Annotated in this window: 9 protein-coding genes; 8 read left to right on the forward strand and 1 reads right to left on the reverse strand. The window is 40.0% G+C overall.

Annotated elements, in window-relative coordinates; genetic code table 11:
- Window position 1 precedes the first annotated feature (1 nt).
- From HB679_RS16955 to acpS, 5 genes are read left to right on the forward strand one after another with little or no spacing between them, the layout of a single operon-like run.
- The gene (locus HB679_RS16955) at window positions 2–3,748 is read left to right on the forward strand and encodes a trifunctional MMPL family transporter/lysophospholipid acyltransferase/class I SAM-dependent methyltransferase (RefSeq protein WP_214073207.1); all 3,747 of its coding nucleotides are present in this window, start codon (window positions 2–4) and stop codon (window positions 3,746–3,748) included.
- An 11-nt stretch (window positions 3,749–3,759) separates the two neighbouring features.
- Complete coding sequence (locus HB679_RS16960; RefSeq protein WP_214073208.1) at window positions 3,760–5,271, forward strand: NAD(P)/FAD-dependent oxidoreductase; 1,512 nt, start codon at window positions 3,760–3,762, stop codon at window positions 5,269–5,271.
- Window positions 5,264–6,943 (forward strand): C45 family peptidase, encoded by a 1,680-nt coding sequence (locus HB679_RS16965; RefSeq protein ID WP_214073209.1) that lies wholly within the window; start codon window positions 5,264–5,266, stop codon window positions 6,941–6,943. Before HB679_RS16960 ends, HB679_RS16965 begins: the two co-directional genes overlap by 8 nt.
- A gap of 41 nt (window positions 6,944–6,984) precedes the next feature.
- Window positions 6,985–8,247: a cation:proton antiporter gene (locus HB679_RS16970; RefSeq protein ID WP_214073210.1), complete on the forward strand. Its 1,263-nt coding sequence runs from the start codon at window positions 6,985–6,987 to the stop codon at window positions 8,245–8,247.
- A gap of 9 nt (window positions 8,248–8,256) precedes the next feature.
- On the forward strand, window positions 8,257–8,631 hold the full coding sequence (gene acpS, locus HB679_RS16975) for a holo-ACP synthase (RefSeq protein WP_214073211.1): 375 nt from the start codon (window positions 8,257–8,259) through the stop codon (window positions 8,629–8,631).
- A gap of 40 nt (window positions 8,632–8,671) precedes the next feature.
- Here acpS and HB679_RS16980 read toward each other — a convergent pair whose 3' ends face one another.
- A complete protein-coding gene (locus tag HB679_RS16980; RefSeq protein ID WP_214073212.1) occupies window positions 8,672–10,417 on the reverse strand; it encodes an ATP-binding protein in 1,746 nt (581 codons plus the stop codon).
- Between the two features lie 397 nt (window positions 10,418–10,814).
- Between HB679_RS16980 and HB679_RS16985 the strand changes: the two genes are divergently transcribed.
- The 3 genes from HB679_RS16985 (at window position 10,815) to HB679_RS16995 (ending at window position 14,823) form a co-directional block, all read left to right on the forward strand.
- Window positions 10,815–12,149: a sigma-54 dependent transcriptional regulator gene (locus HB679_RS16985; protein ID WP_214073213.1), complete on the forward strand. Its 1,335-nt coding sequence runs from the start codon at window positions 10,815–10,817 to the stop codon at window positions 12,147–12,149.
- A 489-nt stretch (window positions 12,150–12,638) separates the two neighbouring features.
- Entirely contained in the window at window positions 12,639–14,135 is a 1,497-nt protein-coding gene (locus HB679_RS16990; protein WP_214073214.1) for an outer membrane beta-barrel protein, read from the forward strand.
- 112 nt (window positions 14,136–14,247) lie between these two features.
- Window positions 14,248–14,823: a hypothetical protein gene (locus HB679_RS16995; RefSeq protein WP_214073215.1), complete on the forward strand. Its 576-nt coding sequence runs from the start codon at window positions 14,248–14,250 to the stop codon at window positions 14,821–14,823.
- Window positions 14,824–14,888 lie beyond the last annotated feature (65 nt).

Below are 14,888 nucleotides of genomic sequence, written 5' to 3' on the forward strand. Positions count from 1 at the left end.
CATGGAAAAATTACTTCTTGACATTTATAGTTACTTTTCAAAAAAGCGCCTCGCGTTTTATATAGTTTTTGCTGCCTCGTTTTTATTTATCGGCTACTTTGCCCTACAGGTAAAATTTGAGGAAGATATTTCCAAGATCATCCCGAAAGACAAAAGGATTGAGAAGCTTAACGAGATCTTTCAAAACTCGAAGTTTATTGATAAGCTGGTGATCATGGTATCGTTAAAAGATACTACCGCCCAAAAGCCCGACAGCCTGGTAACGTATGCCGATGCCTTTGGCGCTACGGTACAGCAAAAGCTGGCTCCATATATTAAAAAAGTAAACTTTAAGGTTGACGATGATATTGCTTTACAGCTGTTTGGCACCATCAGCGAGCGCCTGCCTATTTATTTAAACCGTAAAGATTACTTAACTATTGATACCCTTATAACGCCCGCAAAGGTTAAAGAAACGCTGCAATCAGACATCAAGATCCTCACCTCGCCGGCCGGTATTGCGCTTAAAAAAGTTATTGTGAATGACCCGGTGGGGCTATCGTTTATCGGGCTAAAGAAACTACAGCAATTACAATACGACAAAAATTTTGAACTGTATGATGATTATGTAATTACCAGGGATCATAAAACACTGCTGCTGTTTATCACGCCGGTATATCCGCCCAATAATACCGGTAAAAATGCCGTGTTTTTGAAGGGGCTTGACAGTGTATTTACCAGTTTAAACGATGGTAGTTTTAAAGGCATAAACGCTTCCTATTTCGGTGCTGTGGCAGGGTTTGCAGGTAATGCTGCCCAGCTAAGGCAAGACACCAACCTAACGCTCACCATTACCGTAGTTGTGTTGGTGTTATTTTTGGGATTATATTTCCGCAATAAAAGCGCCCCGTTTATCATATTAATTCCAGTTTTATTTGGTGCGTTGTTTTCGCTAACCATTATTTATTTTGTTAAAGGCAGCCTGTCGGTTATTGCTTTGGGTACCGGCTCTGTAGTGTTGGGGATAGCCATCAATTACTCGCTGCATGTTTTTAACCATTACCGGCACACCAAAAGTGTTGAACAAGTTATCAAAGACCTGATGCTGCCATTAACCATAGGCAGCTTCACTACCATTGGCGGGTTTTTATGCCTGGAGTTTGTGCAGTCTGAAATGCTGAAGGATTTGGGTCTGTTTGCCGCCTTTAGCTTAATTGGTGCCTCGTTTTGTTCGCTGGTTTTTTTGCCGCAGTTTATTACCACTAAAAAGGAACAAAAGCACCATCAAATCATACAGTTTTCATGGATAGATAAATTAGCGTCGTACAACCCCGAGTATAATAAATTTATAGTTACCGGCATTGTTCTGTTAACCATAGTTTTTACCTACACAGCCAACTATGTAAAGTTTGAATTTGACCTGACGGGCATGAATTACATGTCGCCCAAAATAAAACAAGCCGAAACTAAGCTTAACCGCATCAATAAATTCTCCTTACAATCTGTTTACCTGGTTACCGAGGGCAAAACGCTGGATGAAGCATTGATCAATAATGAAAAACTATCCGACGAGATTGAAACGCTTAAACAGAAAAATATCGTCATCAAATACTCCGGTGTGTCGTCGCTCATTATTTCAGACTCCTTACAAAAAGAAAGAATAGAACGCTGGAACAACTACTGGACGCCCGAAAAGAAACAGCAACTGTTGGCAACGTTACAGCAGCAGGGCGCAGCCATGAGTTTTAAGCCCTCGGCATTTGATAAATTTGAAACACTGCTTAATAAGCAATATGATATTGGCGGCAAGCAGAACCTGGCCGAAATAAGAAAGAGCTTTCTTGACGATTTTATTAATGAAAAACCCGGCCATTCAACAGTAGTTACGCTGGTACAAACGTCGCCACAAAATAAACAAGCCGTTTATGATGCGTTTAAAGACAACCCTAATGTAACCGTAGTTGATAAACAATACCTCACCAATAAACTGGTAGTCATTATCAATTCAGACTTTACAAAAATTGCCGTAATGTCGTCGTTATTGGTGCTGATTGTACTGTGGTTAACTTATGGCCGGATAGAGTTAACGCTGGTATCTTTTATCCCCATGTTTATTTCGTGGATCTGGATACTGGGTATCATGGGGATATGTGGTATTGGATTTAATATTGTAAACATTATTATATCGGCGCTTATTTTTGGTTTGGGCGATGACTACAGCCTCTATATCATGGACGGCTTGCTGCAAGAGTATGAAACCGGTAAAAAAGTACTGTCATCCTACAAAACCTCTATTTTCCTGTCGGCTATTACTACTATTGTTGGTTTGGGCGTGCTGGTGTTTGCCAAACATCCGGCTTTAAAGTCCATCGCATTTATCTCTATAATCGGGATAAGTTGTGTGGTATTAATGTCGCAAATTTTAATACCCTTTTTGTTTAACATACTGGTAAAAAACCGGGTTGAGAAAAAACGGTTCCCATGGACATTCAGCGGATTTGTAGTCAGCATTTTTGCGTTCTGTTATTTTGTTACGGGCTGCATTATTTTAACCATACTGGGTTTCTTGTTTAAGCTAAATCCGTTTAACAAAGAAAAAGGGAAACTGGTTTACCATTTTATACTGTCAAAGTTTACCTGGTCTATGATGTATATCATGGTTAATGTTAAAAAGGAAATCATTAACCCGCAGTATGCAGATTTTTCGAAACCGGCAGTAATTATCAGCAATCATCAATCCTTTTTAGATATTTTGTCGATGGTGATGCTGCATCCTAAACTTATTTTATTGACTAATAATTGGGTTTGGAATTCGCCGGTATTTGGCGCCGTTGCACGTATGGCCGATTTTTACCCGGTAGCACAGGGCGCCGAGAATAGTTTAGCGTTATTAGCCGACAGGGTTAAACATGGCTATTCTGTAGTGGTTTTCCCGGAAGGTACACGGTCTGTAGAAGGTGATATTAAACGCTTTCATAAAGGCGCCTTTTACCTGGCAGAACAGCTGAATATTGATATTTTACCTATAGTGATACATGGAACCGGTTATACTATGACCAAGGGCGATTTCTTATTGAAGAACGGAACCATATCTATTAAATACCTGCCAAGAATCAAGCAAGATGACACCCGGTTTGGGACCGGCTTTGCTGAAAGGACAAAATTGATAAGCCGTTATTTTAAAGCAGAATATGCGCAACTGAGTATTGATACCGAGCAGCCTGCTTATTATAAAGAGCAATTGATATATAATTACCTTTATAAAGGCCCCTTGCTGGAATGGCGCTTAAAACTTAAACTACGGAGAGAGAGAAACTACCAGCTTTTTCATGACTTGCTGCCGCGCGAGGGTAAAATGCTTGATGTAGGCTGCGGCTATGGATTTAGCACTTACCTGTTGCATTTTGCAGCAAAAGACAGGCAATTTATTGGTATTGACCGTAACGAGGACAAAATTGAAGCGGCCGGCAACTGTTTTAGTAAGGATAGCGAAATAAACTTTATTTTTGCCGATGCACTGGAGTTTGCGTTTGAAACCTATGATGCTATAATTCTGGCAGATGTATTACGAAATATGCAGCTGGCCGATCAGCAAGCATTAATTGAAAAGTGTATGCGTAGCCTAAACCCCGGGGCAACGATCATTATTAAAATAAACAATGGCTCAAGCCTGCCGGTGAAATCCATTGCGGCAACTAATAATATGGAGTGTGTGGCGATTGAGCAAAATATATACCCGGGCAACCAGGTGTTTATAATAAAACAATAAGGACTAAATTAATGGAAGATATTGATATCCTGGTAATAGGTAGTGGTATGGGCGGGCTGGTATGTGCTGATATTTTAAGCCGGGAGGGTTATAAAGTTTGCGTGCTCGAAAAAAACCAGCAAATAGGCGGATCGCTGCAAACCTATGTGCGCGATAAGGTGATCTTTGACTCGGGCGTGCATTACCTTGGTGGCCTGTCTAAAGGGCAAAACCTTTATCAAATATTTAAATACCTGGATATTGTTGATAAGCTTAAACTACAGCAACAGGATCTGGATGCGTTTGATAAAATATTGATCGAGGGTGATGATACCGAGTATGCGTTTGCACAAGGCTATGAGAACTTTATCGAGAAACTATTGGTTCATTTTCCTGACGAAGAAGAGAACTTACGTACCTATTGCGATAAAATAAAAGAGGTTTGCAGTAAATTTCCCTTATACAATTTACGGTCGACCGACAGTTTTAACGAAAAATCTTCGATTTTGGAGATTGATACCAAAGCTTTTATTGATTCAATTACCACCAACGAAAAACTGCGGGGCATACTGGGCGCAAACAATGCTTTATATGCCGGCCAGGCAGACAAAACACCGCTGTACGTACATGCCCTGATATTGAACAGCTATATTGAAAGCTCGTGGAAATGTGTAGATGGCGGCTCGCAAATTGCTAAGTTGATGGCAAAGAATATTAAGCAAAATGGCGGCAAAATAATCCGCAATTGCGAGGTGAAAAAGATTGTTGAAGAAAATGGGGTAGCAAGCTATGTTGAATTGGCCAACGGCGAAAAGATATATGGTAAGCACTTTATCTCCAACATGCACCCGGTTAAAACATTGGAGCTTACCGATACCCCGCTTATTAAAAATGCTTATCGTAACCGCTTAAAAAGTTTAGAGAATTCAACCTCGGCTTTTACTTTAAATATTGTTTTTAAGAAGGATACCTTTAAGTACATCAAACACAATTATTATTGCGGCCGGGAGGGTTACGTATGGACAACCGCCGAACATACCGAAGAAAATTGGCCACTTGGCTATGCGGTATTTTGCGGTGCCTCATCAAAATCTGAAGAATACGCCGATGGCTTATCTGTTTTAAGCTACATGCGGTTTGAAGAGGTTGCGCAATGGAAAGACACGTTTAACACCGTATCGAGTGTTAATGACCGCGGCGAAACTTATAACCAGTTTAAAAAGCGTAAGGCAGAGATTTTGTTGGACGCGGTTGAACGTAAGTTTCCGGGGATAAGAGATTGCATCAAATCATATTATGTAGCCACGCCATTATCTTACCGCGATTATATTGGTAATGATGACGGATCATTATATGGCATTGTTAAAGATTATAAGCATACACTAAAAACCTTTATTTCGCCCCGTACTAAACTGCCAAACTTATATTTAACCGGGCAAAACTTAAACCTGCATGGCATTTTAGGTGCAGCCATGAGCGGTATTGTAACCTGTTGCGCCTTTTTGGGGGATGATAATATTGTAACCAAAATACGCAATGCCTAAAAAAACAACTTTCTTCAAAAAAGTATTAAAGGGCGTGTTATACCTTTTTGGAGGGGTTTTGTCTTTGTTCATTATCCTGGCTATTTATTTGTTTTGTGTAGCGCTGGAGTATCCGCCAAAACCAAAAGACTTAAGCAGCCTTCAATTGCAACGCAGCGAACCTTCGCCGGGTTTTTACACGTTAAAAAACAATTGGTTCCGCAAAAGTAAAAGCGGTTTGTATGAATTGTATGTAGAAGGCCAACCTTTTGAACGTGGCGTAATTAACGGTAAACTAACCAAAGAAGAGGTAGTAAATCAGGAGGTTTATTTTACCGACCAGATAGCTAAAATGATCCCGTCGGCATTTTACCGCTCATTCCTTAAATATTTTGTGGGCTGGTTTAACCGTGACCTGGCAAAAAACGTTACCGAAGAGGACAAAGAAGAGATTTACGGTATTTCAAAATCGGCCTCAAACAAGTATCAATATATTGGTTCTAACTATCAGCGCATACTCAATTACCATGCAGCGCATGATATTGGTCACGCGTTACAGGGGTTGGCGCTGGTAGGCTGTACTTCGTTTGGCACCTGGGGCGAGCGGTCCGAAGATGGCACCATGATAGTTGGCCGTAATTTTGATTTTTATGTGAATGATAATTTCGCAAAAGAAAAAATAGTAGCTTTTTTCAATCCCGCGCAGGGCCATAAGTTTATGACGGTTACCTGGGGCGGTTTTATTGGCGCCGTATCCGGTATGAATGACCAGGGCTTAAGTGTAACCATAAACGCCGCAAAAAGTACCGTGCCAACCAGCGCAGCTACCCCGGTATCACTGGTGGCCCGCGAAATTTTGCAATACGCGCAAAACATCAATGAAGCTATCGCGATAGCAAAAAAAAGAAAGATGTTTGTTTCTGAGTCTTTTTTGGTGGCATCTGCCCACGACAAAAAAGCGGTAGTTATTGAAAAGACGCCGGACACGCTGGATGTATATGATCCAAACACTAACTATATTGTTTGCGCTAATCATTATCAGGGCGACGGTTTAGTTCGGTCTAAAGGAAACATCGAACAACTGAGTACCAGCGCATCGCCTTATCGCTATCAACATTTAATGGAGCTGTTAAGTAAGAATGGAAAAAACTCGGTTCAAAAAACAGTTAATATTTTAAGAGACAGTAAAGGGTGGAACAATGCCGATATAGGTTTGGGCAACGAGAAAGCGCTTAACCAGTTCATATCGCACCATGCGGTTGTTTTTGAACCGGAAAAGCTGCGGGTTTGGGTTTCAACCTCGCCATGGCAGCTGGGGCAATTTATTTGTTATGATTTGAATAAAGTGTTTGCGTTGCGTGGGATGAAAAAAGATCAGGAGATCAATGAAAGCGATCTCACCATCGCTGCCGACACCTTTTTAAAAACCAAAGCATACCAAAACTTTGTGGCGTACCGCAATATGGAACAACGGATAAATGATGGTAAGCAAGTTGATATTGATAGCTTGACTATTTACAATCCGCAATATTATAACGCCTACGTACATACCGGCGATTATCTGTTTAAGCAGCGTCAATTTACCAGGGCGCTTCATTTTTACCGGGTAGCCTTAACCAAAGTAGTAGCCACCAAACAGGAAGAGGCTTATATCCAACAAAGAATAATAAAGTGCCTCAAATCAAAAGGATGATAAACGGTGACAATAATCTTATCCCTATTAAAAATTAAATGATGAGTAATAACATTTGGAACCACATTTCGCAGCAGTTCCATATACCGTTTACCAACCCCGTACTAATTTTCACGCTGATATTATTTATCATTTTGCTTTCGCCCATACTCATGGCGAAGATCAGAGTGCCCGGCATTGTAGGTTTTATTGTGGCCGGAATTATCATTGGCCCCTACGGCACAAATTTGTTAACCAAGAATGCCGCTGTCGAGCTTTTTTCAACCATCGGGCTGCTTTACATTATGTTTATTGCCGGTGTAGAGCTGGATATGGCGGGGTTTAAAGCCAAAAAACATAAAAGCCTGCTTTTCGGTCTGTTTACCTTTGCCATACCTATTATCATCGGTTTCCCGGTGTGTTATTGGCTGTTAGGATATCCTTTGCTCACTTCATTGCTTACGGCCAGTATGTTTGCCACGCATACGCTGGTGGCTTACCCTATAGTAAGCAGGTATGGGGTTTCTAAAAACGAAGCGGTGGCCGTTACCGTAGGCGGAACGATATTGACCGATACCGCGGTGTTGATTATCCTGGCGGTAATTATTGGCGCAAATAATGGCGGCTTAACACCGGCATTTTGGTTTCAGTTAATTGTCTCTCTGATTATATTTACCTTAATTGTAGTATTATTGGTGCCCTATATAGCTAAACGGTTTTTGGCTATACCCGAGAAAGAAAAAACAACTCATTATGTTTTTATATTAACCTGCTTGTTCTTTTCGGCCTTTTTATCCCAGCTGGCCGGGCTTGAACCCATAATTGGTGCATTTATAGCCGGACTGGCGCTTAATCGCCTGATACCCCGACCGTCGGCGCTGATGAAAAATATCGACTTTGTAGGTAACGCTATTTTTATACCTTTCTTTTTAATAAGTGTAGGCATGGTGGTTAACCTGCATGTGCTTTTTGCAGGCTGGGAAGCTATTGTAGTAGCTATTAGCTTAACTATAGTGGCCTTAGCCGGAAAATGGCTGGCTGCCTTTTTCACCCAACAGATTTTTAAATATTCAAATACACAGCGTAAGTTGATGTTTGGATTAAGCAGCTCGCACGCTGCAGCTACGTTGGCTATTATATTAATAGGCTACAAGCAGCATATTATTGACGCTAACATTCTGAATGGTACCATTATACTAATATTGGTTACCTGCATGGTGGCATCGTTTGCAACAGAACCGGCGGCTAAGCAAATTGCCTTATCTTTAGAAGATAATAAAAGCGATAGCAGCTATGAGAACCCCATTAAACAGGTTAACGTTTAACAACCCGAAATGATAGCAGGCATAGGTATAGATATTATTGAAATTGATCGTGTTGCGGGCAATATCATTAAGGAGAACGGTTTTAGAGAAATGATCTTTTCTGAAAACGAGATAGCTTATTGCGAAAACAAAGCCAACAAATTTGAACATTACGCGGCCCGCTTTGCGGCGAAAGAAGCCTTTTTTAAAGCACTTGGCACCGGGTGGCTGGATGGCACCGCCTTTAACGAAATTGAAATTACCAATGATGAATTGGGCAAACCCACGATTGTATTACTGGGTGCCACCAGGTTAACCATTAACTCGTTTCGGCTTTCTAATATTATGGTCTCTTTAACGCATATTAAGGCCGTAGCATCGGCAGTAGTAATCATCGAAAAATAAGATCTCAATTCTGCTTACCCAAGAAATTAGGATGCTTAAATCAGCTGGCGGGTAATAAAAAATAGAAACGACTGCCTTCGCCAATTTTGCTTTCCACCCCTATTTCGCCGCCTTGCGCCTCTATAAAATCCTTTGCAATTGCTAAACCTAAACCAGTACCCGGAACAGAAAATTCAGAGCCAGGTACTTTAAAATACCTTTCAAATATTCTTGGCAGGTAAATTTCATCAATTCCTTTTCCGCTGTCTTTTACCGAAAACTCAACCTTCGCCAGCGGGCTTTTTTTAACTGTGACATCAATTGATGATGACTGTGGGCTGTATTTTATAGCATTTGTTAAAAAATTGATCAGCACCCAAGCGGTTTTATCCGGATCAGCCCAAACCTCAGGCAAATTTTTAGGGCATTTAATATTAAGTGTTATCTCTTTCTGTTCCGCAATAAAGCGGATAGCTCCGCAAGTATAATTAATAATGTTTTTAGGGTCGGTACTTCCAAAATTAAGTAACAGTTTACCGGTTTCAACCTGGCCCATATCCAGCAATTCGCTTGTAATCTTTAATAGACGGTTACTATCGTCATTAATATTATTAATAAGTTCTTTCTGGAATTTAGTAACTGTTCCGTATCGCTTATCTTCCATTAATTTTAAACTCATTTTAAGTGATGAGATCGGCGTTTTTAATTCATGCGAAATGGTAGCAATAAAATTGGTTTTAGCTTCATCAAGCTTATAGAACCGGGTAATGTTTTTTAACAATATAAAATAGCCTTTCCGTTTTAAACTGCTTTTATTTTCTTCTGTTGAATCTTCATTCGGAACACCTATTTCAAAAAGCTCTTTCGTAAAATAGCTAAGTTCTCCATCGAGGTATAATTTCAAGTCGTTCAGATCTTCTGTTTTATCGGTTAACGTACGAAACAGATCATTTTGCGAAGCCACTTCTTCGGTAGTGCTGCCAATAATATCCTTTTCTTCTACACCTAATAATTTAACGGCAATAGGGTTTATAAAAAGAATCAGCTCGTTTTCGTCAAAGCCAATAATTGCATCTGTTACATTTTTTACGATGGTTTCAACCCGTAGCTTTTCCTGTTTTATTTTAGCCTGGCTGCTGTTCTCATAAGCAAAAAGCTTTGCCGCCATTTGATTAAACGCTTCAGACAGACTACGAAACTCGTTTTTAGAGGTAAATAACAGGCGCTTGTCATAATTTTTATTCGAGATTTCTTCTATACCTTCATTAAGTTCTTTAATCGGTTTGGTAATATAAACCGGAAATCGTATTACAAACAGTAAGGTGATAAAAAAGCAGAAAGAATCGATTAAAGCCACAATAATAATAGCCCTGCTGGCAGTATAATTAGCCTTGTTGTTTTTTTGCTCTATGGCTTGCATATTAACCCGTACAATGCCATGGATGGACTTTTTCATTTTGTACCGTAGCCCATCAAGCGGAAGTGATTTTTGTAGGGCTTTGTTAAAACGGTTAAAATCTGCACGCAGGCTATCGGCAAATGCCTTTTCTCCTGGCTCGGTTATATTATGTTCTTCAGCCCTTATATTGCTTTCAATTATATTTAACTGGCTATCGTTTGGAGCACCCGGTATGTCAAGTACCTCGTTAATGTTTTCAATGAATACCAGCGAACCATAATTATCCCTTAGAAAGGCTTTCGTCTCGTTCGAAAGCCGATTTAAATAATAGGCAGACAAACCTGAACTAAGCAAAGCAATCAGGAAAAGGAAACCAATGCCCGCACGTAAATTATTTTTGATACTCATAGAAATAAAATACCGGGGGCAAGTAATATGCCATAGAATGCATAAGACTTATTTGATAAATAAATTGCTGACAATCAATTTAATATATTAAAGTGCTTAATTGCTTTTGCTTTGGGCGTTTCCCATTTCGATAGATGGGCTGGTCAATTTGACACGTTAAAGCCGTTGATAACAGCAAAGAACAATCTGACCTTCTTCTTTAACGTCATTTTGGGAAAAAGCCCTGTCAAAATGAGGGTATTTTATGGGCGAAAAATATAGTGAAGGGTATAATTACCCTTAAAATAAGCTACAAACGCATTTTTTTTTAATCAGGCATGTTTTTGGCAAGTGGGTTTATGGTTAATTTATAATAAAGCTACCCTCAATACCCCCGGACAATAAGACGATATATAAAATGCTGTCAACTATACTGATTTTGGAAGATGAAAATAAATTTGGGGGATTACTATCAAGAATTATAGAGGCGGAAGGCTATCATGTTTTGCAGGCACAGTCTGCAAGGGCCGGATTAAAATACATGGACAGCCATGACGTACGGGTTGTAATAAGCGATGTTAAATTACCAGATGCTAATGGGGTTGACCTGGTGAAACGAATTAAGGATATACACCCTTTTGTAGAGGTAATTAATCTGACTGCATTTGGTTCTATTAAGGATAGCGTAAAAGCCATAAAAAACGGTGCTTTCGACTATATTATGAAAGGCGATGATAATGATCGTATTATTCCTATCGTAAGTAAAGCGGTTGAAAAAGCCGACTTGCAGTTCAAGATTCATCAACTGGAAAAGCGGCTGAATCATCATCATACCTTTAAAGATATTTTGGGAAAATCACCCGCTACTGCAGATGCTGTTTTACTGGCTCAAAAAGTTGCGCCAACGCCTACAACGGTGTTATTGCTGGGCGAAACGGGCACCGGTAAAGAAGTATTTGCCCAGGCTATACATGAGGCCAGCGACCGCAGCCATAAGCCCTTCATAGCGGTTAACTGTAGCTCTTTTTCAAACGATTTGTTAAAAAGCGAGCTTTTTGGGCACGTGGCCGGTTCTTTTACCGGCGCATTAAAAGACAAAAAGGGACTATTTGAAGAGGCTGATGGGGGTACGCTTTTTTTAGATGAAATAGGCGAAATGAATTTAGAACTCCAGGCCCGACTGCTAAGGGTTTTGGAGGATGGGACCTTTAATCGTGTCGGAGATTCAAAAAGCATGAAAGTAAATGCGCGTATTATTGCCGCTACTAATAAAGACCTGAATTACGAAGCTGAAAACAATTTGTTCAGACTTGACCTATATTATCGCCTGGCCGTATTTACTATCCACCTGCCTCCACTGCGCGAACGGAGAGAAGATATCGAAATGCTGGCCGAACATTTTTTGAAAGAATTTTCAGCCAAACTGAACCATAAAGTAAAAAAGATGGACGAGTTTTTTTTAAATGTCCTGATGCATCATCAGTGGAAAGGCAATATACGAGAACTTCGAAATGTAATGGAACGAGTGGTTATCATTGCCAGTTCAGATACCCTCACGTCAGATCTGCTTCAATTTGATTTTTTTTCGGAAGATCACGACAACTTCAGTTCGGCGCTTAACCTGGCAGGCCTGGAAAGTCAATATATCCGTAAAGCAATGGCCCGGTCAAAAGGAAATAAAGCAGAAGCTTCCCGATTGTTGGGAATTGCCTTATCTACCTTGTATAGAAAATTGGAAGAATATAAGCTCTAAAGAGCGCTACTGGTAATGCAATTTGATTGATTGCGTTGTGTGCCTGCCCGGTTACTTTGGTAACGGGCGGGCTTTTTTATTCTCAATTTGATTGCGTGATGTGCTTGCCCGGTTACCTTGGTAACAGGCCAGCTTTTTCTATTCTCAAAATGAGAAGATTTCTAAAAACACCTCTATTTTCACGATTTCGGCAAACGTTTTAATTATTAAAAACACAAAATATCGGGTTTTAGCATCTCATTTATTTTGAGATTTTTAATTTTTCTGATTTCCCCTCCGGCTCCGCAGCCGATAATTCCTATTTCGCTTCATTGTGAGAATTATACCTTCCGAGGTTGAGAAGGTTTGGCCGTTAAATATTACTTATTTTTTCAATAAGTATCTTATTATTAAGTAGTTAATTAAAAATAATATTCATTGGCATCAAAGTGGCATAGCCGGTTTCAATATGAAATCAACTTATTTTTTATTAACTCTTAAATTTTAAAAATGAAAAAACTATTTACAGTTATTTTATTGTTAGGATGTATTTTTCGGGCATCGGCCCAGACGAATACCCCTATTATTAATATGATGAAAGCCGACTCGGGGAAACTGAAATCAGACTCCATCCGAAAAGCAGATTCTATTAAAAAAGCTATGGAAACTGCGACGCCTTTGGCCTATGCCGACTTTTCGTGGCTAAACGGAAATAACCGCCAATCTTATAAATTGTTGGATAATGCCTACTTCACCGGTGATTTTACGTTCGATATGAACTATACCCAGTCGACCAATCACCCGAACGATAATATGGTAACAGGATCAACCGCTTTAGCACGTAACGGTGAGGTTGATTTATCAATGGCGGCTATTGGGGGCGATTTCCATTATGATCATGTACGCGGGCGTATTATGACCCAATTTGGCACACGCGTTACTACGGTACCACGAAATGATTATAGCGCGTACAGGGGTGAATATGACCTGCCTACCGCATATCGCTACATAAGTGAAGCCTATGGTGGTTATCATTTTGACGCAATGCATGGTATCAACGTTGATATGGGTATTTTCATGTCGTACATCGGTTTAATGTCTTACAATAACTTTGAAAACTGGTCGTATCAACCATCTTATACTTCCGACAATACACCATGGTTCTTCAATGGTATCCGCGTCCAGATGTTTACCAGTATAAAAACCAAAGTCGAAATTTGGATTATCAACGGATGGCAAACCTATGGCATGTTTAATAAAATGCCGGGCTTAGGTTTTGCATATGTAACCCAACCCAACCAACGTACTAAGGTCATTTCCAATAACTATTTCGGAACAGATGTTGCCGGCGCACCGGGTGTGAAAAGGTATCATACCGACAACTCTGTAGAATATTTATATTTCGATGGAGCAGATAAAAAAGGGCCGGGCATTAAACGTATGGCATTCTCTGCCACTGCCGACTTTGGCTTTCAGAACGGTACCGCTCCCGGAAATGTCGTTTTCTCGCCTTTTGGCAAAAACGCGTCTAACTTCATGAGCGCTATGGTATACAACAGGATGTGGTTCGGCGACCAAATGAAATGGGGATGGACTATAGGCGGCGGGGTTATGTCTAACCCAAGCCGTTATTTATCAATAGTGCCTCCTGGGCTTGCTACCGATTCATTTATAGCCGCTTCAACACCGGGTTCAAAGATGGCCGGTTGGGATGCCTCTACCACTATCGACTATAGCCCTAATCAGTTCATGACACTTCGTTTTGAGTTAGTACACCGCTTTATGAATATCCCTTATTTCGATGGGCCAGGTGGCGTTACTACCGGGCCGGGTGGCAATGGTTATCAAACCAATCCTGCAACTAATTTCAATTCAAACTCATACATTCCGAACCCGCCAAATATCGTAAATGCACAAGGACAAACCGTACCTAATCCAAATTTTGTTCCTTTTGATCTGGTAAACAATGACAGCCGGTTTATACTCGCTCTGATAGTTAGATTTTAAAATAGTAAGGGCCTGCTAATTTATTGTAGGGCCTTAAAAAAAACTTAGATAAACCCGGGTATCATTCACCGTTAATGATACCCGGATTATAAAACAATTAAAAATTATTAAAATGAAAACAATTAAACTAATGGTCGCCATTTGTATTATGGCATCTTTTTCCCAAAAAACAATTGCCGAAAGTCGGTCGATAGGTTTGTATTTAACTGCTGACGACTATGTTAATCACAAATTAAGTTTTGCAACTGACGGAAGCAATGGAAACAGCATTAAATTAAACGGCTTTCTTGAAGGCAGCAAAGTAGTTGTTACCTATAATGGTAAAAAGCAGGTTTTATTAAAGAGCGAAGTATTTGGCTATAGTTCTAACGGCCAGGATTACCGGTATTTTAATAATACAGCGTATAAAATATTAGATACGAAAGATTTCTACATCTATAGCGCCCCTAAATTAGTTCAGGAAGGTAAAGGCCCCAAGCCGGTAGAAACCTTTTATTACAGCAGTAATTCAAGTAGCGTAGTTGAACCACTTTCTATCAAAAACCTGCAAAACACTTATGCTGAAAATCCAAAATTCAGGTATATGGTACAGGCTGAATTTTCATCAGATAACGCATTGGTACAATACGACGCTGCTATAAAAGAATATAAGGTGAAATATATATTCGATCAATGCTCTTCTAAATGAACGATTGCCCTGAAGGGAATAAATGCATTTCTTATAAAGTGAGCATTTATTCCCTTCACTAAGCT

This window comes from Mucilaginibacter sp. dw_454 (assembly GCF_018449775.1).
Classification (GTDB): domain Bacteria; phylum Bacteroidota; class Bacteroidia; order Sphingobacteriales; family Sphingobacteriaceae; genus Mucilaginibacter.

What these genes read in the sequence shown, in the direction of transcription:
- HB679_RS16955 (WP_214073207.1), top strand. Translation starts at nt 2, where the DNA reads ATGGAAAAATTACTTCTTGACATTTATAGTTACTTTTCAAAAAAGCGC.
- HB679_RS16960 (WP_214073208.1), top strand. Translation starts at nt 3,760, where the DNA reads ATGGAAGATATTGATATCCTGGTAATAGGTAGTGGTATGGGCGGGCTG.
- HB679_RS16965 (WP_214073209.1), top strand. Translation starts at nt 5,264, where the DNA reads ATGCCTAAAAAAACAACTTTCTTCAAAAAAGTATTAAAGGGCGTGTTA.
- HB679_RS16970 (WP_214073210.1), top strand. Translation starts at nt 6,985, where the DNA reads ATGAGTAATAACATTTGGAACCACATTTCGCAGCAGTTCCATATACCG.
- acpS (WP_214073211.1), top strand. Translation starts at nt 8,257, where the DNA reads ATGATAGCAGGCATAGGTATAGATATTATTGAAATTGATCGTGTTGCG.
- HB679_RS16980 (WP_214073212.1), bottom strand. Translation starts at nt 10,417, where the DNA reads ATGAGTATCAAAAATAATTTACGTGCGGGCATTGGTTTCCTTTTCCTG.
- HB679_RS16985 (WP_214073213.1), top strand. Translation starts at nt 10,815, where the DNA reads ATGCTGTCAACTATACTGATTTTGGAAGATGAAAATAAATTTGGGGGA.
- HB679_RS16990 (WP_214073214.1), top strand. Translation starts at nt 12,639, where the DNA reads ATGAAAAAACTATTTACAGTTATTTTATTGTTAGGATGTATTTTTCGG.
- HB679_RS16995 (WP_214073215.1), top strand. Translation starts at nt 14,248, where the DNA reads ATGAAAACAATTAAACTAATGGTCGCCATTTGTATTATGGCATCTTTT.